Genomic DNA, 19,253 nt, shown 5'->3' on the forward strand with positions numbered 1-19,253 from the left:
CGTCGGTCGTTCGCGACTCATTTCGTGGCGATCACGCTTTTCGATCGTCACGAAATCAGGCGGGAACGACCGACTTCCAGGCGACCGTGCCGCCGCCTGCGGAGCAGCGGCCATGTCAATGCGGCGCGCGGGCCGCCAGCTTGGCGGCGGCCGGGTCGGCGGCGGCGAGTGCCGCGGCGGCGGCCAGTTGGCACAGGTCGAAGCTGGTCGACGCGAGTTTCGCGCCCACGCCCGACAGCGCGGTGTGGTTCATCGACAGGCTGGTCACGCCCAACCCGGTCAGCACGCACGCCAGCAACGGGTCGGCGGCGGCCTCGCCGCAGACGCCCACCGGCTTGCCGAGCGCCGTGCCCGCGTCCCCGACGAGCTTGATCATCCGGAGCAGGGCGGGCTGCCACGGGTCGTTGAGGGCGGCCACCGCGCCGACCTGGCGGTCCGCCGCGAACACGTACTGCGCGAGGTCGTTCGTGCCGATCGAGACGAAGTCGACCACGGCCAGGACCTCGCGGGCCACCAGGGCCGCCGCCGGGATCTCGATCATCACGCCGGCACGCCGGAGGCCGGCCGCACGCGCGCGTTCCACGAACCACCCGGCTTCGGCGGCGGTCGCGACCATGGGCGCCATCACGGACACCTCGGCGTCGGTGTCGGCGGCGGCCAGGGCGATCGCTTCGAGCTGGCGTTCGAGCACGTCCGGCCGGTCGAACGCGACGCGCAGGCCGCGCACGCCCAGCGCCGGGTTCGGCTCCGGCTCGGGCGACAGGAACGCCAGGGGCTTGTCCGCGCCGGCGTCGAGGGTCCGCACGACCACCGGCTTGCCCGCGAACGGCGCGAGCACCGCCGCGTACGCCTCGCGCTGGTCGGCGACGGACGGCTCGGTCGACGCCGACAGGAAGCAGAACTCGGTCCGGAACAGGCCGACGCCCTCGGCGCCACCGGCGGCGGCCGCGACGGCGTCCGCGGGCGAGCCGACGTTGCCGAGCACCTTCACCCGGTACCCGTCGCGCAGCACGCCGACGCCGTTCCACTCGGCGCGCCCGGCGACGTGCGCCGCGCGGACCGTGCCGTCGGACGCCTGCACCACGCCGGTGTCGCCGTCCACGAGGAGGGCGGGCACGTCGAGGTCGAGGATGCCGCGGCACGCGACGACGGCCGGGATGCCCAGCGAACGAGCCAGGATCGCGGTGTGCGAGGTCGGCCCGCCTTCCTCGGTGACCAGCGCCAACACCTTGGACGGGTCGAGCCCGGCGGTGTCGGCGGGGGCGAGGTCGCGCGCCACCAGCACGGACGGCGACGTCAGGTCGGGCACGCCGGGCGCGGCGAGGCCGAGCAGCTCGGCGACGAGCCGGTCGCGCACGTCCCGCACGTCGCGGGCCCGTTCGGCCATGTACCCGCCGGCGGCTTCGAGGGCGGAGATGAACCCGGCCGCGGCCTGGTGCACGGCCCGTGCGGCGGGCAGCGAGTCGGACGCCACGAGCTTCTCGGCCTGGGACAGCAACGCCGGGTCGGCCGCCATCGCGGCGGTCGTCTCCAGCACGTCCTTGGCGTCCCCGGTGACGGTGGCGGCCCGCGCCTGCAGCCTGGCCACGACGACGTCGGCGGCGGGCCTGATCCGCGCCGCCTCGGCCGCCGGGTCCGCGGGCGGGGGCGACGCGGGCGGCTCACCCAGCGGTTCGGCCACCCGGACCACCGGCCCGGAAGCCCGACCGGAACTGACCCCGACACCGCTCAGCCGCGCGCTCGACATGGTCTAGACCATACCCTTCGGGTCCACGGGACGTGAAGGACCAGCCAACGCCACTCGCGCCGAACCCGCTACCCCAGAAAGCCGCACCGCCCCCGACGGCAGCACCCACCGCCTCGGGCGGCAGCGCCCAGGTCACCCGGTTACCGCCGACGCCCTCCACGCCGGGGCCACGCCGGGGTCGCACCGGGCCTCACCCGGTTCTCCGGACGTCCTCCGACGTCGGGTACGACGGCTGCGCGCCCGCCGCCGTCACCGACAGCGCGGCCACCCGTGCCGCGAACCGGGCCGCCTCCACCAGCGACGAGCCCGACGACAGCCCGAACGCCAACGCGCCCGCGAACGCGTCACCGGCGCCCGTGGTGTCCACAGCGGACACCTCCGGCGCGTCCACTTCGACCACACCGGACGGCGTGACGACGGCCGCGCCGCGCGCGCCCAACGTGACCACGGCGGACCGCGGACCCAGGTCCAGCAGTCCGGCGAACGACGACGCCAGCGACGCGGCCTCGTGCTCGTTCACGATCAGCGGGTCGAGCAGGGCGAGCGTGTCGGCCGGCACGTCCACCACGGGCGACAGGTTCAGCACCGGCCGCACCCCGCGGGCCGCGGCGGCACGGACGGCGTGCCGCACCGTCGGCACCGGCACTTCGAGCGAGCACACCAGCACCGACACGTCGTCCCAGGTCAGGGCGTCCACATCGGACACACCGAGGTCCGAGTTCGCGCCGGGCGCGACGACGATCGAGTTCTCGCCGTCCGGGGTGACGGTGATGTAGGCCAGGCCGGTGGGGCGGTCCGACGTGCGCACGAAGTCCGTCCGCACACCCGACTCCGACAACGACCGCCGCAGCAGCTCCCCGTACTGGTCCGCGCCCACCGCGCCGACGAAGGCGACCGAGGCTCCCAGGCGCGCGGCGGCCACGGCGGTGTTGGCGCCCTTCCCACCGGGCAGGACGACGGTGTCGCCACCGAGCACCGTCTCACCGCCGGCGGGACGACGCGGCACGGACACGACGAGGTCGGCGTTGGCCGAACCGAGCACGAGAACCGTCACGGTGGGCACTGTGCCAGGTGCCGGCGTGACCTGTTCGGTACCGGGACTGAGTAGAGGTACGGATTCCGGATACACCGGGAAGGGGCGACCCTGGTCACATGACCGGGACTGGGCAGGAACCCCTGATAAGGCTGGCAGACGAACTCGGCCACCTGGGCCGCCGCCTGGAGGCGGTGGGACTGGAGCTGCACCGGGTGGGCAGCGCGCAGGCACTCGCCACCGTGCCACCGCCCCAAGCCGCCCCGACCCAGCCCGCCGCGCCCTCAACCGGCCACACCCAGCCCGCCCCGACCCGGCCAGCCCCGAGCCAGCCCGCCCCGACCGCCGAGGGCGAACCGGCCACGGCGTCCACCGGCCAGGCCGAACCCGCCACGCCGCCGCACACCGCCGACCGGCCGACCGGCGCGGAAGGACCGAACCGACCCGCGCCGCAGCAGGCCGCCGCCTCCGCCGCCGAACCCGTCCCGCCCGCCGCGGCCGCCCAGGACCTCACCCAGCCGGTCAGCGCCCACACCGCGGCCTCCGCGGCGGCGAACGCCGGCGCCACCACCGCACCGGCCGGACGGTCGCCGCACCCGGCGCCCCAAACCGGCGCACCGCAGCACACCACCGCGTACGCCCAGCAGGCCGGCCGCACCGCGTACCCGAACCAGCCCGGCCCGACGTACGGCGCACCCCAGCAAGGCGCCCCCCAGCAAGGCGCACCCCAGCAAGGCGGCCGACCCCCTTACCCCGCACCGGGCCAACCGCCGCACGGCAACCAGGCGTGGGGCGCACCGGCTCCCCACTGGACGCCCACCCCTCCGCCGCAGCGCCCGTCCCTCTTCGACCGCCTCAGCCAGGACGGCGCGGGCAGCAAGCTCCTCGCCTGGGTCGGCGGCGCGGTCACCCTGCTCGGCGTCGTCCTCCTGCTGATCCTCGCCGTCCAGCGCGGCTACCTCGGCCCGCTTCCCCGCGTCCTGACGGGTGCGGCGCTCGGCGGTGTGCTGGTCGGCCTCGGCTTGTGGCTGCACCGCACGCCGACCGGCCGCACCGGCGCGTTCGCCCTGGCCGCCACCGGCATCGCGGTGCTCTACCTGGACGTCGTCGCGGCCACCTCGATCTACGGGTACCTGCCCGTCGGCGGTGGGCTGGCCGCCGGTCTGCTCGTCGCGGCCGGCGGGCTGCTGCTGGCGCTGCGGTGGGACTCGGCGGCGCTGGCCATCGGCGTGGTCGCCGCCTGCGCCGCGTGCGCGCCGGTCCTCACGGAGGGCTTCACGCCGCTGCTGGTGGCGTTCCTGCTGGTGCTGAAGATCGCCGCGAGCCCGGTCCACCTCAAGCGCGACTGGCCGTGGCTCGCGGTCACGGCGGGCGTTCCGCCGCTGCTGGCCACGATCCTCACCATCAACCGCGTCGACGAGCCGCACGTGCTGGCCGGGATCGCCCTGCTGGCCGCCGTGATCGGCGTGGCCGCCGCCGTCCTCACCACGAAGGTCCGGCCGGACGACACCACGGCGCTCGCCCTCGCGGTCGGCTCGCCGATGCCCGCCCTGCTGACGACCGTCGTCCTCGACCGTCCTCTCGACGCCGTCGTGGCCGGCGCGGTCGCGGTGATGATGCTCGCGCTGTGGGCCGCCGGGCGGAAGGCGTTGCCGAAGAACTTCGGCGCGGCCGTGGGCGCGGTCGGCGTGTTCGCGTTGTTCCAGGCGACCGCGCTCGCCCTCGACGGCAGCACGCGCGCCGCCGTGGTCCTGGCCGAAGCGTTGTTGTTGGCGTTCCTGGCCAAGGTGCTCGCCTCGCGCGGCCCGCTGCTCGGGTCGGCGCTGTTCGGCGTGATCGGTTTCCTGCTCGCCGTCGGTGACGCCGTGCCGCCGCGGTTGCTGCTGGACGGTCCGCAACGCGTGGACACCAGCGGTTTCCTGGTGTCCGGCATGCTGACCTCCCTCGTCCTCGGCGCGCTGGCGGTGGTGCTGCCGTGGGTCGCGAGCAGGCTCCGCGTCCTCGGCCGGGAACCGCTGCCGTGGGTGGTGGCGGGCGTCGTGCTGCTGTACGCCGCGGCCGGGTTCGTGTTGTGCGCGGCGCTGCTGGTGTCGCAGGACGTGACCGGATTCCTCTTCGGTCACTCGATCGTGACGGTGTCGTGGACGGTCGCCGCACTGGTGCTCCTGGTGCGCGGCATCGACCGGAAGTCCCTGCGCGTGGCCGGATTGGTGCTGGTCGGAGCCGCGGTGGCGAAGCTGCTGCTGTTCGACATGGCCGCGCTGGACGGCATCGCGCGCGTCCTCGCGTTCATCGGCGCGGGTCTCGTCCTCCTGACAGCGGGCACGCGTTACGCCAAGCTGGTGGCAACTCGACGAATTTCGGCTGATTCGTAGCTCTCGGGATCCAAAACGGCCCGGACTGCGTCAACCTGGTGGTAGTTCTAAGTCGTCGGGGTTCGACCACCGGTGCCTCGCACCGGCAGGGGTCCGGCGTCGGTCGTTTCGCCCCCCGAGCGACCGGCGCCGGGCACACACGCCGCAGCCGCCGTCACGGGCGCGCGCGGATCACCCGGTCCGGCACAAATGCCACTCGTCCGTAGGACGAAGGTGGAACCCGACCGAGCGGCGGTGTTCCCATCCAGCCATGTGGGGACGACGACGCACCGCAGCCCTCGGCATCGCCGCCCTCCTCATCGCCGCCGGCCTCTCCACCTCGGGCCGGACGACCTCGCCGGTGGTGACCGCGGGCGGCGCGCCCGCGCCCAAGGCCTACGTGGTGGCGCACGGCGGGCGGGTGCAGGTGTTCGACACGTCGGACGGCGCGGTGCGCGGCAGCGCGAACACCGGGGCGTGGACGACCGGCGCCGCCGTCGCCGCAGAGGGCCGACGCGTGTACGTCGTCAACGGGTGGGCGGGCGTGATCACGGCGGTCGACCCGGTGTCCGGCGAGGTCGTCGGCCGGATCGACGCGGGCGCGCGCCTGGCCCAGGCGGTGCTGCGCCCCGACGGCGAACGGCTCTACGTCACCGGGAGCGGGTCGGTCGCGGTGGTGGACCCGGTGGCGTTCCGCCTGGTGGCGGCGATCCCGGCCGGCGGCCAGCCGCAGGGCATCGCGATCAGCCCCGACGGGGGCGAGCTGTACGTCGCGAACTCCCAGGACGGCACGGTCAGCGTGCTGGACACCGCCACCGCCAGCCCGAAGACCACGATCGACGTCGGCGGGATGCCGCGGCACGTGGCGATCAGCCCGGACGGCGACGCGGTCTACGTCAGCACGCTCGACCTCCGCGAGGGCACCGGTTCCGTCGCCCTGATCGACCCGCACGCCCGGCGGGTGCGCTGGACGACACCGGTCGGCAAGGGCGCGGGCGCCCTCGCGGTCACCCCGGACGGGCGGCACGTCTACGTCGCCCTGTCCCGCGAGGTCGCCGTGCTCGACGCGACGACGCGGGCCACGAAGACGTTGCCGTTCACCGTCGACACGCTCGCCATCGCGCCCGGCGACCGCCGCGTGTTCCTGGCCACCGGCGACACCACGACGGTGCTGGACAGCGCGGACAACGAGGTGCTGCGGACGTTCCGGTTGACGGGCCTGAACGACGGTGGCCGCGGCTTCGCGGCCACGGCCATCGCGTTCGAACCACCCGCCGGGTCCTAGCCGGACCGTCCGATCAGGACCGCCCGGCCGGAACCCGACCCGGGACCGCCGGGACCTACACCGGCTGCGGCACCTTCTCGTCCTCAGCGGGAGCCTCTTCGTGGATCGCCATCCGCTCCTGGATGCGCTTCAACGGCCCCGGCGCCCACCACACGGCGTCGCCGAGCAACTTCATCACGGCCGGCACGAGCAGCATCCGCACCACGGTGGCGTCCAGCGCGAGCGCCAGGATCATCCCGACCCCGACGAACCGCATCATCGTGATCTGCGAGAACGCGAACGCGCCGGTCACCACGATCAGCAGCAGCGCCGCCGCCGTGATCACGCGCCCGGTCTTCGCCAGGCCCGCCGTCACCGCCTCCTCGGTCGACGCGCCGCGCCCGCGCGCCTCGACCATGCGGGACAGCAGGAACACCTCGTAGTCCGTGGACAACCCGAACACCATGGCCGCCATCAGCACCACGATCCCGGATTCGAGCGGCATGGGCGTCACGCCGAGCAGCGACGCGCCGTGCCCGTCCTGGAACACCCACACCAGCACGCCGAACGTCGCGGACAGGCTCAGCGCGCTCATCACGACGGCCTTGATCGGCAGCAGCACCGAGCCGAACGCCAGGAACATCAGCACGAACGTCGCCCCGATCAGCAGCAGCGCCATCCACGGCAGCTTGTCGGCGATCGCGTCGAGGCTGTCGGACACCATGGCCGTGCTGCCGCCGACGAGCACCTCGTCACCGGGCGCGGTCAACGCGCGCACGTCGCTCAGCGCCTGCTTCGACTCGTCGCTCAGCGCGTCCTGGTCGAGCCCGGCGTTGATCAGCCACACGCCGTCGGCGCTGGGCGGTGCGGCGACCCGCGCGTCGCCCACGCCGGGGACCGCGCTGACGTCGGCGACGAACCGCTCCACGTCGGCCTGCGCGGGACCGCCGGTCACCACGATCTTCAGGCCGGAGTTGGACATCGCGGCGAAGTCGGTGTTGATCGTCTCGGCGGCGACGCGCGCCGGCGTGCCCTCGGGCAGCACCTTCTCGGTGACCTCGCCGAATTTCACGCCGAGGAACGGCGCGCCGAGCGCGAGGAGGACCAGCACGATCGGCAGGGCGACCAGCACCGGGCGCTTCATGACCCGGCCGGCGAGCCGCCGCCAGCCCGCGTCGGACGCCACCTTGGACTTGCGCCACGGCATGGCGAGCTTGTCCACGCGGTGGCCGAGGATGCCGAGCAGCGCGGGCAGCAGGGTGACGGACACGAGCGCGGCGATCGCGACCGCCGACATGCCGCCGTAGCTGAGGGACTTCAGGAAGCCCTGGGGGAACAGCAGGAGGCCGGCGAGCGCGACGACGAGGAGCGTCGCCGAGAACACGACGGTGCGGCCGGCGGACATGACGGTCCGGCGCACGGCGTCCGGCGTGCTCCGGCCCGCGGCCAGTTCCTCCCGGAACCGGCCGACCATGAACAACCCGTAGTCGATCGCCATGCCGAGCCCGAGCAGGCTGGCCACGTTGACGGCGAACGAGTTGACGTCGGCGGCGAACGAGACGGCGTGCAGCACGCCGAGCGAGCCCATGATCGCGAGCCCGCCGACGAGCACCGGCAGCGACGCGGCGACCAGGCCGCCGAAGATGATGATCAGCAGGACGAGCACGATCGGCAGCGACACCGCCTCGGCCTTGGTGAGGTCGTCGGCGGACATGTCGTTGATCGCCTTCTGGGTCGGCACGAGGCCGCCGACCTGCGCGTCGAGACCGTCGACCTGGAGCTGGTCGGAGATCTGCGCGTACTGCTTCATCTGCGTGTTCGAGTCGCCCGAGCGCAGCGTGATCACGGCGAGCGACTTGCCGGTGTCCGGCGCCACGAAGAGCGGGGGCACGGGCAGGGTGGCGTCGCCGGGCAGGCCGGACAGCTGGTCGTTGACCTGCTGCACGCGGGCGGGGTCGGCGGTGTCGTAGACGACGATGACGTCGCCGCCCTGCCGGCCGAACGCGTCCTGAGCGACCTCGTTGGCCCGCGCGGCCTCACTGCTCGGCGCCTCGTAGCCGCCCTGGCTGAGCCGGTCGAACACGCCGAGGCCCCAGATGCCGCCGACGACGGCGAGGGCCACGGTCGCGACCAGCACCACCCACCTGCGGCGGTACGCCAGCGATCCCCACTTCGCGAACACGCGTCCTCCCAGGCCTATGGGCTACCGTTGGGTGAATGGCGTCAACTTCGTAAACACCGTTCACCGACGTCCCGAAGTTATACCGAGTGAACACCGTTTACAACCTGATTGGGTGACATATGACCGAGGCCACGCGGCGAGAACGCCTCCGCGCGGAGACCGAGCGTGACATCAGGCGACACGCCCGCGCCCTGCTCGTGCAGCACGGCCGGGACGCCGTGACTCTGCGTGCCATCGCACGTGAACTCGGCATCACCGCGCCGGCGCTCTACCGGTACTACGACTCGCGCGAGGACCTGCTCCGCCGGCTCGCCGACGACATCTGCACCGACCTCGCCGCCGAGCTGAACGCCGACCTCGGCCAGGTCCCCGACGACGACACCAGCGGGCAGGTCTACGCGGTGTGCCGCGGCTTCCGGCGCTGGGCGCTCGCGCACCCGCAGGAGTTCGCGCTGGTTTTCGCGTCCACAGAGGACACCCTGGGGAAGTGCCACCCGACCGAGGACCACAGCCAGGTCGGCGACCAGTTCGGCCGGGTCTTCCTGGAAGTCGCGGGCAGGCTCATCGCCTCGCACCCGCTGCCCGACAACGTGGACGCCGACGTCCCGGAGTGCCTGCACGCGGACCTCGCCGCGTTCCAGCGCGTTCTACTCGCCACCGTGAACGACCGGGGCGTCGAGCTCGCCGACGACGTCCTGCCGCTCGGCGCGGTCTACCACATCACGCAGTCGTGGGTGCGGATCTACGGGCACGTCGCGCTGGAGGTCTTCGGCCGCTTCCCGTTCGCCGTGACGAACCCCGAGCCCATGTTCGACTCGATGCTGGCGCAGATCCTGGGCGAGATGGGTTTCCCTCCGCAACGGTGAAGTGCGACTTCCGGGCACACTTGCTGGGCCGTTCGAGGGCTTTTGCCCCTCACCGGGCAACGAGTGCGCGGGATCGCGGTTGCATGGGTCGTCCGCACGGCGGAGACGACTCGGGGCGGGATGGTGGCGGGAAGCGACAAGGGGTCCGGGGGCGTGGCGTTCGTCGCCGCGGTGCTCGTCGTCCTCGCGGGCGCGGGCGGCGCGGGCGGGGCGGCGTTGAACTCGGGCGCGAGCGGTGGCGGCGGCGCGGCCCCCGTGGAGAGCATCAGCGTCCGCAAGTGGGACGCCAAGCGCGCGGCGCGCGGCGGTGACACCGACGGCGCCATGCGGCACCTCGGCGTCGCCATCGCCAAGCAGGCGCTCAAGCAGGAGACCGACTGCCTCGGCAACTCGTTCGGCCAGGTGCGCGACTTCTTCGCGCGCACGCCGTGCACGTCGCTGGACCGCCTGCTGCTCGCGGTCGGCGACCACGCGGGCAACGCGGCCGTCGTCTCCGTGGTCTGGGTGACGTTCCCCGGCCGCAACCAGGCCAGGCAGTTCGACCGCGTGATCGACGAGCAGGGCTCCGGCGACGTGAAGCCGCTCAGCGGCGGCCTCGTCGGCCTGCCCGAGATCGGGTTCACCGCCCGGCACTACTGGTCGGAGACCAACGACACCACCATCACCATCGCCGAGGCCGAACCGGCGGCCGGGCAGGTCGAGCCGGACCTGCTCGACGCGATGACCGAAGTCGCCGCCCAGCTGCCGCGCCCGTGACCCCGGCGCAAGCGAACCCGGCGCACGCGAACGGCACCTCCGCGAACCCGGCGCACGCGAACCGCACGTCCGCGAGCCCGGCGCCCGTGAACGCCGAGCCCGCGGACCGCGCGGGAACTACAGCACCACGTTGACCAGCCGGCCGGGCACGACGATCACCTTGCGGGGCTCGCCGCCCGCCAGCAGCTCGGCCACCTTCTCCTCGGCCAGCGCCGCCGCCTTGACCTCGTCCGCCGACGCCGACGCCGACACCACCACGCGGGCCTTCACCTTGCCGTTGACCTGGATCGGGTACTCCACGGTGTCCTCGACCAGCAACTCCTCGTCGGCCTTCGGGAACGGGCCGTGCGCCAGGGACTCGGTGTGCCCCAGCCGCGACCACAGCTCCTCGGCGACGTGCGGGCTCAGCGGCGCCAGCATCAGCACCAGCGGCTCCGCCAGCACGCGCGGCGCGCCACCGGGGAAGTGCTTGGTGACGTGGTTGTTCAGCTCGATCAGCTTCGCGCCCGCCGTGTTGTAGCGCAGGTTCGCGTAGTCGTCGTGCACGCCCGCGATCGTCTTGTGCAGCAGGCGCAGCGCTTCCTCGCCCGGCTCCTCGTCCGTCACGCGCAGCGCGCCCGTGGTCTCGTCGACCAGGTTGCGCCACAGCCGCTGCAGGAACCGCTGCGCGCCGACGACGTCCTTCGTCGCCCACGGGCGCGAGACGTCCATCGGGCCCATCGACATCTCGTACAGCCGGAACGTGTCCGCGCCGTACTTCTCGCACATCTCGTCGGGCGTGACGACGTTCTTCAGGCTCTTGCCCATCTTGCCGTACTCGCGCCGCACCTCCTCGCCCTCGAAGAAGTACCTGCCGTCGCGCTCCTCCACCTGCTCGGCGGGCACGTACGTGCCGCGCGCGTCGGTGTAGGCGTACGCCTCGATGTAGCCCTGGTTGAACAGCCGGCGGTACGGCTCGTCACCGGACAGGTGGCCCAGGTCGAACAGCACCTTCTGCCAGAACCGCGAGTACAGCAGGTGCAGCACGGCGTGCTCGACGCCGCCGATGTACAGGTCGACGCCTCCCGGGTCGGTCGCGCCGTGCTCGGCGGTGCGCGGACCCAGCCAGTACTGCTCGTTCTCCGGGTTGACGAACCGCTCGGACTCCGTCGGGTCCACGTACCGCAGCTGGTACCAGCACGACCCCGCCCAGTTGGGCATGGTGTTGGTCTCGCGCCGGTACTCGCGCGGCCCGTCGCCCAGGTCCAGCTCGACGGTGACCCAGTCCTCCGCGCGCGACAGCGGCGGCGACGGCTCGGAGTTCGCGTCGTCCGCGTCGAACGTCCGCGGCGAGTAGTCGTCCACCTCGGGCAGCTCGATCGGCAGCATCGACTCCGGCACGGCGATCGGCGAGCCGTCCTCGTCGTAGACGATCGGGAACGGCTCGCCCCAGTACCGCTGCCGCGAGAACAGCCAGTCGCGCAGCTTGAACTGGACGGTGCCCTCGCCGCGGCCCTGCTCCTCCAGCCAGGCGATGATCTTCTTCTTGGCCTCGGCGACGTCCAGGCCGTCCAGGAAGCCCGAGTTCACCGCCGGCCCGGCGCCCGTGTACGCCTCGCCCTCGAAGTCCTCGGGCGGCTGCACGGTCCGGATGATCGGCAGGTCGAACGCCTTGGCGAAGTCCCAGTCGCGCTGGTCCTGGCCCGGCACCGCCATGATCGCGCCCGTGCCGTAGCCCATCAGCACGTAGTCCGCGACGTACACGGGGATGCGCGCGCCGTTGACCGGGTTCACGGCGTGGGCGCCGGTGAAGACGCCGGTCTTCTCCTTGTTCTCCTGCCGGTCCAGTTCGGACTTGCGGGCCGCGTCGCGCCGGTACGCCGCGATCGCGTCGGCCTGCTCGGCGGAGGCGATGACGTCGACCAGCGGGTGCTCGGGCGCCAGCACCATGTACGTCGCGCCGAACAGCGTGTCGGGGCGGGTGGTGAACACCTCGACGTCCACGCCCTCGGCGCCGTCGACCGCGAACTTGACCCGCGCGCCCTGCGAGCGGCCGATCCAGTTGCGCTGCATCGCCTTGACCTTGTCCGGCCAGTCCAGCCGGTCCAGGTCGTCGATCAGGCGGTCGGCGTACGCGGTGATCCGCATCATCCACTGGCGCAGCGAGCGCCGGAACACCGGGAAGTTGCCGCGCTCGCTGCGGCCGTCCGCGGTGACCTCCTCGTTCGCCAGCACGGTGCCCAGGCCGGGGCACCAGTTGACCGGCGCCTCGGACAGGTAGGCCAGGCGGTGCTGCCCCAGCAGCTTCTGCCGCTCCGGGCCGGTCATGTCCGCCCACGGCTTGTCCGGCGTCGCCCGCTCACCGGAGGCGAACTGCGCCTCCAGCTCGGCGATCGGCCTGGCCTTGCCCGCGTCCGCGTCGTACCAGGAGTTGAAGATCTGCAGGAAGATCCACTGGGTCCACTTGTAGTAGGCCGGGTCGATGGTGGAGACGCGCCGGCGCTCGTCGTGGCCCAGGCCCAGCCTGCGGATCTGCCGCAGGTACGTCTGGATGTTGTCCTCGGTGGTCTTGCGCGGGTGCTGGCCGGTCTGCACGGCGTACTGCTCGGCGGGCAGGCCGAAGGCGTCGAAGCCCATCGTGTGCAGCACGTTGCGGCCGTTCATCCGGTGGTACCGGGCGAACACGTCCGTGCCGATGAAGCCCAGCGGGTGGCCGACGTGCAGCCCGGAGCCCGACGGGTACGGGAACATGTCCTGCACGAACAGCTTGTCGGCGGGCACGTCACCCTCGAGCGGCCCGACCGGGTTCGGCGCGTGGAACGTGCCGCGCTCCTCCCAGTGCTGCTGCCACCGCTGCTCGATCTCGCCCGCCAGCTCGGCGGTGTAGCGGAAGGCGGGCGTCGCGTCCGCCGCGTCGGTGCTCATCGGGATGTCCCTCTCCATCGGTACCTGCCCCTGACATGACGAAACCCCCCAGCCCGGAAGGGGCATGAGGGGTTGCCGCGCGGACCTGGCTGTCGAGGTCTGCGCGGCTAGCTAAGGAGCAGGCGGGCCTTGCTCATGCCGTCAACGGTATCAGCGCAGCGCAAGCGCGATGAACCGGGTGAACTCCTCGACCGCGAAGTTGTCGTCGCTGACCAGCAGCAAGGTGCGCTCGCCGGACGGCAGGCGCGGCCCCCAGGCGAGGCCCTCGACGTTGTCGACCACCGGCAGCGGGAAGTCGTGCAGGTCGGCGAGCCGCTTCTTGCGGACCGGGCGCACGTCGTCGGCGAGGACGTCCTGGTGGCGCACGTCCGTGGCGCCCGCGACGTCGACCTGGAAGAGGCGGACCTTGTAGTCGGCGCCGGGCACCCAGCTGCGTTCGAGCGCGTAGTAGCGGCCGGGGACCTTCGGGTCGGCGAGGATCGCGGGCACGCCGGTGTCCGGGCCCCACGGTCCGGGCTCGGGCGCGGCGAACAGCGGTTCCAGCGGGTAGGCGTGCTGGCGGACGACCGAGCCGTCGCGGGTCTGCACGGTGAGGCGGGTCAGCGCGCCGCGGTCGGCGGTCGGCACGTCGCCGTCCTGCAGGAGCGGGCCCTCGACCACGCTGGTGACGAGGTTGCCGTCGGGGGAGAACGTGATCGCCTCGAGGGCGAGGTTGCGGCGCGGGCCGCGGTCGGGGGCGTAGGCGTAGTGCCGGGGCAACGGCAGGCTGCCCGCGTAGGCGCCGTCGCGCCGGGCCCGCTGGATGGACGGCTGGATCACGACCGGCCCCCCGGTCGCGGGCCGGTCGCCCTCCTGGCTCCACCAGTAGTCGCCGGTCAGGGGGTCGACGCGGATGTCCTCGGGGTCCACGGTGCGGCCGTCGTTCAGCGTCGGCGGCGAGTAGGTGCCGCCGTCGGGGTGGCGCAGGGCGCGCGTGCCGGTGATCCGGACGTCGTGCACGCCGGAGCCGTCGATGCGCAGGTCGGCCGTGTAGAAGCGGGCGGGATCGGTGTACGACCGGTCGTCGCTGATCAGGACGTACCCGCCGGTGGACGGGTCGCGGTCGACGCCGGACAGGCCGCCGACCGTGGTGCCCTCGAACCGCAGGGCGTGCGGCAGCGTCGTGTGGCCGAGGAAGCGGACGGGCGGGGCGGCCGAGGCGGCGGGCGCGGCCGTGACGAGCGCGGTGACGGCCACCGACGCGGCCAGCCAAGATCGAGTTCTCATGGTGGCGAGCTTCCCGACCGGGCCGGGCCGTCCGTAAGGACACCTTCGGGTGAAGCCGGGGCTGGTTCGACCAAGATCGAAGGACCGGCCTACCCTCGGGGGCGTGAACATCGTGCTGCCTGTGGTGCTGGGTCTGATCGGCGTCGCCTTCGGGACGATCGGCTTCCTCGGCGTGCGGGGCCTGCTGCACCGCAACCGCTTCTTCGGCGTGCGCACCAAGGCCACGCTGCGCGACGACGAGACGTTCGCGCTCGCCAACAAGATCGCCGGCGTGCCGAACGTGGCCGCGGGCGCGATCGCCCTGGCGTCGGCCGCCGCGGCCGCGCTGAACCCGGCGCTGCTGCCGGTCATCGGCCTCATCGGGCTGGTGGGCAGCGTCGTCGTCGCGGGCGCGGGCGGCGTCCTGGGCCACCGGGCCGCCGAGGCGATGCCCGAGCAGGCCCCCGCCGGCTGCGGCGGCTGCGCGTGCGCCGGGTCCGGCGGCGCGTGCGGCGTGCTCACCCGCGCCTGAGCGCCCGGCGTCAGTTGCGGCGGATGTCCAGCGGGAACGTCGCCAGCAGCGACGTCGGCATGCCCTGGCGGCGCAGCACCCGACCCCACAGGTCGACGTTGGCGGGCGTCAGCACGTCGTCCGGCAGGCCCTTCACGACGATCCAGTCGCCGCGCTCGATCTCACCGGCCAGCTGGCCCTCGCCCCAGCCCGAGTAGCCGGCGAACACGCGCATCCCGCGCACCTTCGGCACCAGGGCGTCCGGGTCGGCATCCAGGTCGACCAGCGCCACCGGACCGTGCACGCCGACCACGCCTTCGAGTGACGCCAGGTCTTCGCCGGTGCGCAGTGCCGCCAGGCACAGCGCGGTCTTCTGCTCCACCGGCCCGCCGATGTAGACGGCCTGCGGCCGGGTCACGTGCGGCCCCCACGACGGCAGCACGTCGTGCACGGCCACCTCGCTCGGCCGGTTCAGCACCACCCCGAGGGTGCCCTCGCCGCGGTGGTCGATCACGTAGACCACCGTTCGGCGGAAGTTCGAGTCGGTCAGGCTCGGTGCCGCGACCAGCAGCGAACCCGGTTCGACTTCGGCATCAGGGCGCACACCCGACATGATCTCAGACGACGCCCGACTCCTCCGGGGCGGAACATCCGGGTTACCGTGTTCGTTGTAGGAACCGTCAGGCGCCATCGAGTCCCCCGGGCCCACTTAACAGCCTTCGCGGAATACCGTCCGGCTGGAGCCGCGAAGTGCCACCCGCCGAGAGGCGACCGGGCGTCTGACGCCCGGAGGCCGGACCCATCGGGTCCGGCCTTCGTGGTTCCCGCCCTTCGTCGTTCCGGCGCGCACGGGCATAGGCTCGTCCCCGTGACCACTGCCCGGACCACCGCGGCGAAGCACCACCTCGGTGTCCGGAAACTCCTCGCGGTAGCGGATTTTCGCAGGCTGCTGGCCTCCCGGCTGGCAGCCCAGTGGGGTGACGGCCTCTTCCAGGCGGGCCTCGCGGGCGCCGTCCTGTTCAACCCGGAGCGCCACGCCGACCCGCTCGCCGTCGCCGCCGGGTTCGCCGTGCTGCTGCTCCCGTACTCCGTGGTGGGGCCGTTCGCGGGCGCGCTGCTCGACCGGTGGGACCGCCGCCGCGTCCTCGTCGTGGCGAACCTCACCCGCGCCCTGTTCATCCTGCTCACCGCGGCGGCCGTCGGGTTCGGCCTCGACGGCGTGCCCCTCTACGCCTCGGCGCTGTTCGTCACGGGCGTGAGCCGGTTCGTCGGCTCGGGCCTGTCGGCGTCCCTCCCGCACGTGGTGGACGACGACCACCTGGTGGAGGCGAACGCGTTCGTCACCACGCTGGGCGCCCTGACCGCCGTCCTGGGCGCGGCCTGCGCCGTCGGCCTCCGGTCCGTGCTGGGCTCGGGTGACGGCGGCTCGGCGTGGACGACGTCGTTCGCCGTGGTCGGCTCCCTGGGGGCCGCGTTCCTGGCCTCCCGGTTCGCCCGTGGCGTCCTGGGCCCCGACGCCGTGGACGAGCCGAGCCGGACCGTCACCGCGGTCGCCAGGGGCCTGCTGGACGGCGCGCGCGCCGCGTGGCGCGCGCCCACCGTCGCCGCCGCCCTGCTGGCCCTCCTCGCGCACCGCGCGGGCTTCGGCATGTCGCTGCTGCTCACCCTGCTGCTGATGCGCAACACCTTCACCGACCTCGGCCCGCTCAAGGCCGGGCTGGCCGGCCTGGGCGAGGTCGCCGTCGCGGGCGGCGCGGGCATCCTGCTGGCGGGACTCCTGACGGACCGCGTCGTGGACCTCCTCGGCCGGCGCGGCACCGTCTGCGGCGCCCTGCTCCTGGCCGCCGCCACCCAACTGGGCCTGGGCCTGCCGATGCTGCTGCCGACCATCCTGGCCGCGTCGTTCCTGCTCACGTTCGCCGGCCAGGTGGTCAAGCTCTGCGTGGACGCCGCCGTCCAGGGCGACATCGGCGACGAGGTCCGAGGCCGCGTCTTCGCCCTCTACGACACCCTCTTCAACGTCACCCAGGTGGCCGCCGTCACCGCCGCCGCCGCGATCGTCCCCCTGGACGGCCGCTCGCCCACCCTGGTCCTGGCCGCCACCGCCGCGTACCTCCTGGGCCTGACCGGCTACCTGCTCCTGATCAAGCGCACCCCAACCCACTAGCCCCGATGACCAGCCCCGCGAGGCCGCGTCGGTAGTTCGCGGCCCATCCCGCGGCGATCACGCTTTTCGATCGTCGCGGGATCGGTCGCGAATGACCGACTTCCAGGCGGCCGAGCCGCGACGCCGGAGGCGGCGCCATGTCACCGCGAGGCCGCGTCGGTCGTTCGCGACTCATTTCGTGGCGATCACGCTTTTCGATCGCCGCGAAATCAGGCGCGAACGACCGACTTCCAGGCGGCCGAGCCGCCGTCTGCGAAGCAGCGGCAAATTATCTGGGCAGCGGCATCCGGATGATCCCCGTCTCGTGGGCGTAGACCACGGCGGCCATCCGGTCGCGCAGGTGCAGCACCCGCAGGATCTCGGACACCACGGCGCCCACCTGGTGCTGGCTCAGCGCCAGCACCCGCGCTATCTCGTGGTCGGCGAGCCCCCTGGCCAGGCAGCGGAGCACGGCCCGCTGCCGGTCGGTCAACGCGTCCAACCCGTGTGCCCGGGTGCCCCCCTCGGACAGTCCCCAAGCGTTCATGCGACACCACCCCCAGTGCGCGTGTCTGACGCACACAGTCATGGTCTCGCAACAGCGCGTCACTGGCCAACCCCTCAGCACGAGATTGGTCACTTGGTGTCAGTCACCAGGGGGCTGGACGCCCTGCTCGCGTGCCCACTGCAGCAGCTCCGCGACGGCCTCGTCGTGGTCGAGCGGGCCGCGGTCGAGGCGGAGCTCCTTGAGGAACTTCCACGCCTGGCCGACGAGCGGTCCGGGCGGCAGGCCGAGGAGCCGCATGATCTCGTTGCCGTCGAGGTCGGGTCGGACCCGCTTGAGGTCCTCCTCGGCGGCGATGCGCTCGATGCGGCGCTCCAGGTCGTCGTACGTGCGCTGGAGCGCGTTGGCCTTGCGCTTGTTGCGGGTGGTGCAGTCGGCGCGGACGAGCTTGTGCAGCCGGGTGAGCAGGTGGCCCGCGTCGGTGACGTACCGGCGCACCGCCGAGTCGGTCCACTCGCCGCTGCCGTAGCCGTGGAACCGCAGGTGGAGGTACACGAGCTGGGCGACGTCCTCGACGATCTCCTTCGAGTACTTCAACGCCCGCAAACGCTTGCGCACCATCTTCGCGCCGACCACCTCGTGGTGGTGGAACGACACCCCGCCGCCTTCCTCGAACCGCCGGGTGTCGGGCTTGCCGATGTCGTGCAGCAGCGCGGCGAGCCTCAGCACGAGGTCCGGCTCGGGCGTGTCCTCCAGGTCGATGGCCTGCTCCAGCACGACCAGCGAGTGGTGGAACACGTCCTTGTGCTGGTGGTGCTCGTCGATCTCCAGCTTCATCGCGGGCAGCTCGGGCAGCACGACGTCGGCGAGCTTCGCCGTCACCATCAGCTCGATGCCCGCCCGCGGGTGGGCGCCGGTGAGCAGCTTGGACAGCTCGGCCTGCACACGCTCGGCGGTGATGCGGCTCAGCTCGCCGGACATGGCGGTCATGGCGTCGAGGACGCGCGGCGCGACGGTGAAGCCGAGCTGGGACGCGAACCGGGCCGCGCGCAGCATCCGCAGCGGGTCGTCGGAGAACGACTCCTGCGGCGTGGCGGGCGTGTCGAGGGTCCGCGCCCGCAGCGCCTCGCGGCCGCCGGTCGGGTCGATCAGCTCGCGGTTCACCACGTCGTACGCCATCGCGTTGACGGTGAAGTCGCGGCGCACGAGGTCGCCCTCGATGGTGTCGCCGAACGTCACCTCGGGGTTGCGGGTGACGCCGTCGTAGCTGTCCGCGCGGAACGTCGTGACCTCGACGGTCTGCTTGTGCTTGGTCGCGCCGACGGTGCCGAACGCGATGCCGGTGTCCCAGATCGCGTCGGCCCAGCCCTTCAGCAGCGCCACCACCTGCGCCGGCCGGGCGTCGGTGGTGAAGTCCAGGTCGCCGGACAGCCGGCCGAGCATGGCGTCCCGCACGCTGCCGCCCACGAGGTACAGGCGGTGACCGGCCGCGGCGAAGCGGGCGGCCAGCTCTTCGGCGACGGGGAGGGCGCTCAGCAGTTCCACCACGGCATTGTCCTGCCCCTGGGAATCCTGGCCAGGAGTGGCGGTGGAGGCGATGGGTCCGGACACGAGGAGCCAGCCTACTGGTCGGGTGCGGGACGCCCGAACGACTTGCCCGCCGCGGCCACCCGCTGTGGATCACCTTGCGCAACAGCCCTGTCACGTCCCGTAATCGCTGGTCGCCACTACCATCAGGGC

At 72.9% G+C, this 19,253-nt stretch carries 14 protein-coding genes; 6 read left to right on the plus strand and 8 right to left on the minus strand.

Translation table 11 applies throughout. From position 1 onward, the window contains the following. Nucleotides 1-115: 115 nt before the first annotated feature. Nucleotides 116-1,747, minus strand: coding sequence for a putative PEP-binding protein (locus ACRAKH_RS34675; protein WP_380725965.1), 1,632 nt, complete (start codon nucleotides 1,745-1,747; stop codon nucleotides 116-118). A 190-nt stretch (nucleotides 1,748-1,937) separates the two neighbouring features. Then, on the minus strand, nucleotides 1,938-2,810 hold the full coding sequence (locus ACRAKH_RS34680; protein WP_380725966.1) for a ribokinase: 873 nt from the start codon (nucleotides 2,808-2,810) through the stop codon (nucleotides 1,938-1,940). 89 nt (nucleotides 2,811-2,899) lie between these two features. On the opposite strand from ACRAKH_RS34680, the gene ACRAKH_RS34685 reads away from it, so the two are divergent. Together ACRAKH_RS34685 and ACRAKH_RS34690 are read left to right on the plus strand one after the other, a co-directional pair. Then, nucleotides 2,900-5,155, plus strand: a complete 2,256-nt coding sequence (locus ACRAKH_RS34685) for a DUF2339 domain-containing protein (RefSeq protein ID WP_447009541.1) — start codon at nucleotides 2,900-2,902, stop codon at nucleotides 5,153-5,155. A gap of 250 nt (nucleotides 5,156-5,405) precedes the next feature. Next, nucleotides 5,406-6,419, plus strand: a complete 1,014-nt coding sequence (locus ACRAKH_RS34690) for a YncE family protein (protein WP_380728073.1) — start codon at nucleotides 5,406-5,408, stop codon at nucleotides 6,417-6,419. Between the two features lie 55 nt (nucleotides 6,420-6,474). On the opposite strand, the gene ACRAKH_RS34695 is transcribed toward ACRAKH_RS34690, so the two are convergent. Further along, nucleotides 6,475-8,580: an MMPL family transporter gene (locus ACRAKH_RS34695; RefSeq protein ID WP_380728075.1), complete on the minus strand. Its 2,106-nt coding sequence runs from the start codon at nucleotides 8,578-8,580 to the stop codon at nucleotides 6,475-6,477. A gap of 119 nt (nucleotides 8,581-8,699) precedes the next feature. Between ACRAKH_RS34695 and ACRAKH_RS34700 the strand changes: the two genes are divergently transcribed. Together ACRAKH_RS34700 and ACRAKH_RS34705 are read left to right on the plus strand one after the other, a co-directional pair. Then, on the plus strand, nucleotides 8,700-9,446 hold the full coding sequence (locus ACRAKH_RS34700) for a TetR/AcrR family transcriptional regulator (RefSeq protein ID WP_380728077.1): 747 nt from the start codon (nucleotides 8,700-8,702) through the stop codon (nucleotides 9,444-9,446). Between the two features lie 153 nt (nucleotides 9,447-9,599). Next, entirely contained in the window at nucleotides 9,600-10,202 is a 603-nt protein-coding gene (locus ACRAKH_RS34705) for a hypothetical protein (protein WP_380728080.1), read from the plus strand. 117 nt (nucleotides 10,203-10,319) lie between these two features. Here the strand turns inward: ACRAKH_RS34705 and leuS are convergent, their stop codons facing one another. Both leuS and ACRAKH_RS34715 read right to left on the minus strand, forming a co-directional pair. Continuing rightward, nucleotides 10,320-13,106 (minus strand): leucine--tRNA ligase, encoded by a 2,787-nt coding sequence (gene leuS / locus ACRAKH_RS34710; RefSeq protein WP_380728082.1) that lies wholly within the window; start codon nucleotides 13,104-13,106, stop codon nucleotides 10,320-10,322. A gap of 150 nt (nucleotides 13,107-13,256) precedes the next feature. After that, nucleotides 13,257-14,372, minus strand: a complete 1,116-nt coding sequence (locus tag ACRAKH_RS34715; RefSeq protein WP_380728083.1) for an esterase-like activity of phytase family protein — start codon at nucleotides 14,370-14,372, stop codon at nucleotides 13,257-13,259. A 103-nt stretch (nucleotides 14,373-14,475) separates the two neighbouring features. Between ACRAKH_RS34715 and ACRAKH_RS34720 the strand changes: the two genes are divergently transcribed. Further along, on the plus strand, nucleotides 14,476-14,883 hold the full coding sequence (locus ACRAKH_RS34720; RefSeq protein ID WP_447009542.1) for an SdpI family protein: 408 nt from the start codon (nucleotides 14,476-14,478) through the stop codon (nucleotides 14,881-14,883). Nucleotides 14,884-14,893: 10 nt separating this feature from the next. Here the strand turns inward: ACRAKH_RS34720 and ACRAKH_RS34725 are convergent, their stop codons facing one another. Continuing rightward, entirely contained in the window at nucleotides 14,894-15,475 is a 582-nt protein-coding gene (locus ACRAKH_RS34725) for a YqgE/AlgH family protein (RefSeq protein WP_380724002.1), read from the minus strand. 255 nt (nucleotides 15,476-15,730) lie between these two features. Here ACRAKH_RS34725 and ACRAKH_RS34730 point away from each other — a divergent pair, with 255 nt between their 5' ends. Beyond that, nucleotides 15,731-17,029 carry an MFS transporter gene (locus ACRAKH_RS34730; RefSeq protein ID WP_380724003.1) on the plus strand — a complete coding sequence of 433 codons (1,299 nt, stop codon included), beginning with the start codon at nucleotides 15,731-15,733 and terminating at the stop codon, nucleotides 17,027-17,029. 268 nt (nucleotides 17,030-17,297) lie between these two features. Here ACRAKH_RS34730 and ACRAKH_RS34735 read toward each other — a convergent pair whose 3' ends face one another. Together ACRAKH_RS34735 and ACRAKH_RS34740 are read right to left on the minus strand one after the other, a co-directional pair. After that, nucleotides 17,298-17,555 (minus strand): response regulator transcription factor, encoded by a 258-nt coding sequence (locus ACRAKH_RS34735; protein ID WP_380724004.1) that lies wholly within the window; start codon nucleotides 17,553-17,555, stop codon nucleotides 17,298-17,300. Nucleotides 17,556-17,654: 99 nt separating this feature from the next. Next, nucleotides 17,655-19,124: a CCA tRNA nucleotidyltransferase gene (locus ACRAKH_RS34740; protein WP_380724005.1), complete on the minus strand. Its 1,470-nt coding sequence runs from the start codon at nucleotides 19,122-19,124 to the stop codon at nucleotides 17,655-17,657. Nucleotides 19,125-19,253 lie beyond the last annotated feature (129 nt).

The sequence above is a fragment of the Saccharothrix hoggarensis genome (genome assembly GCF_052936025.1).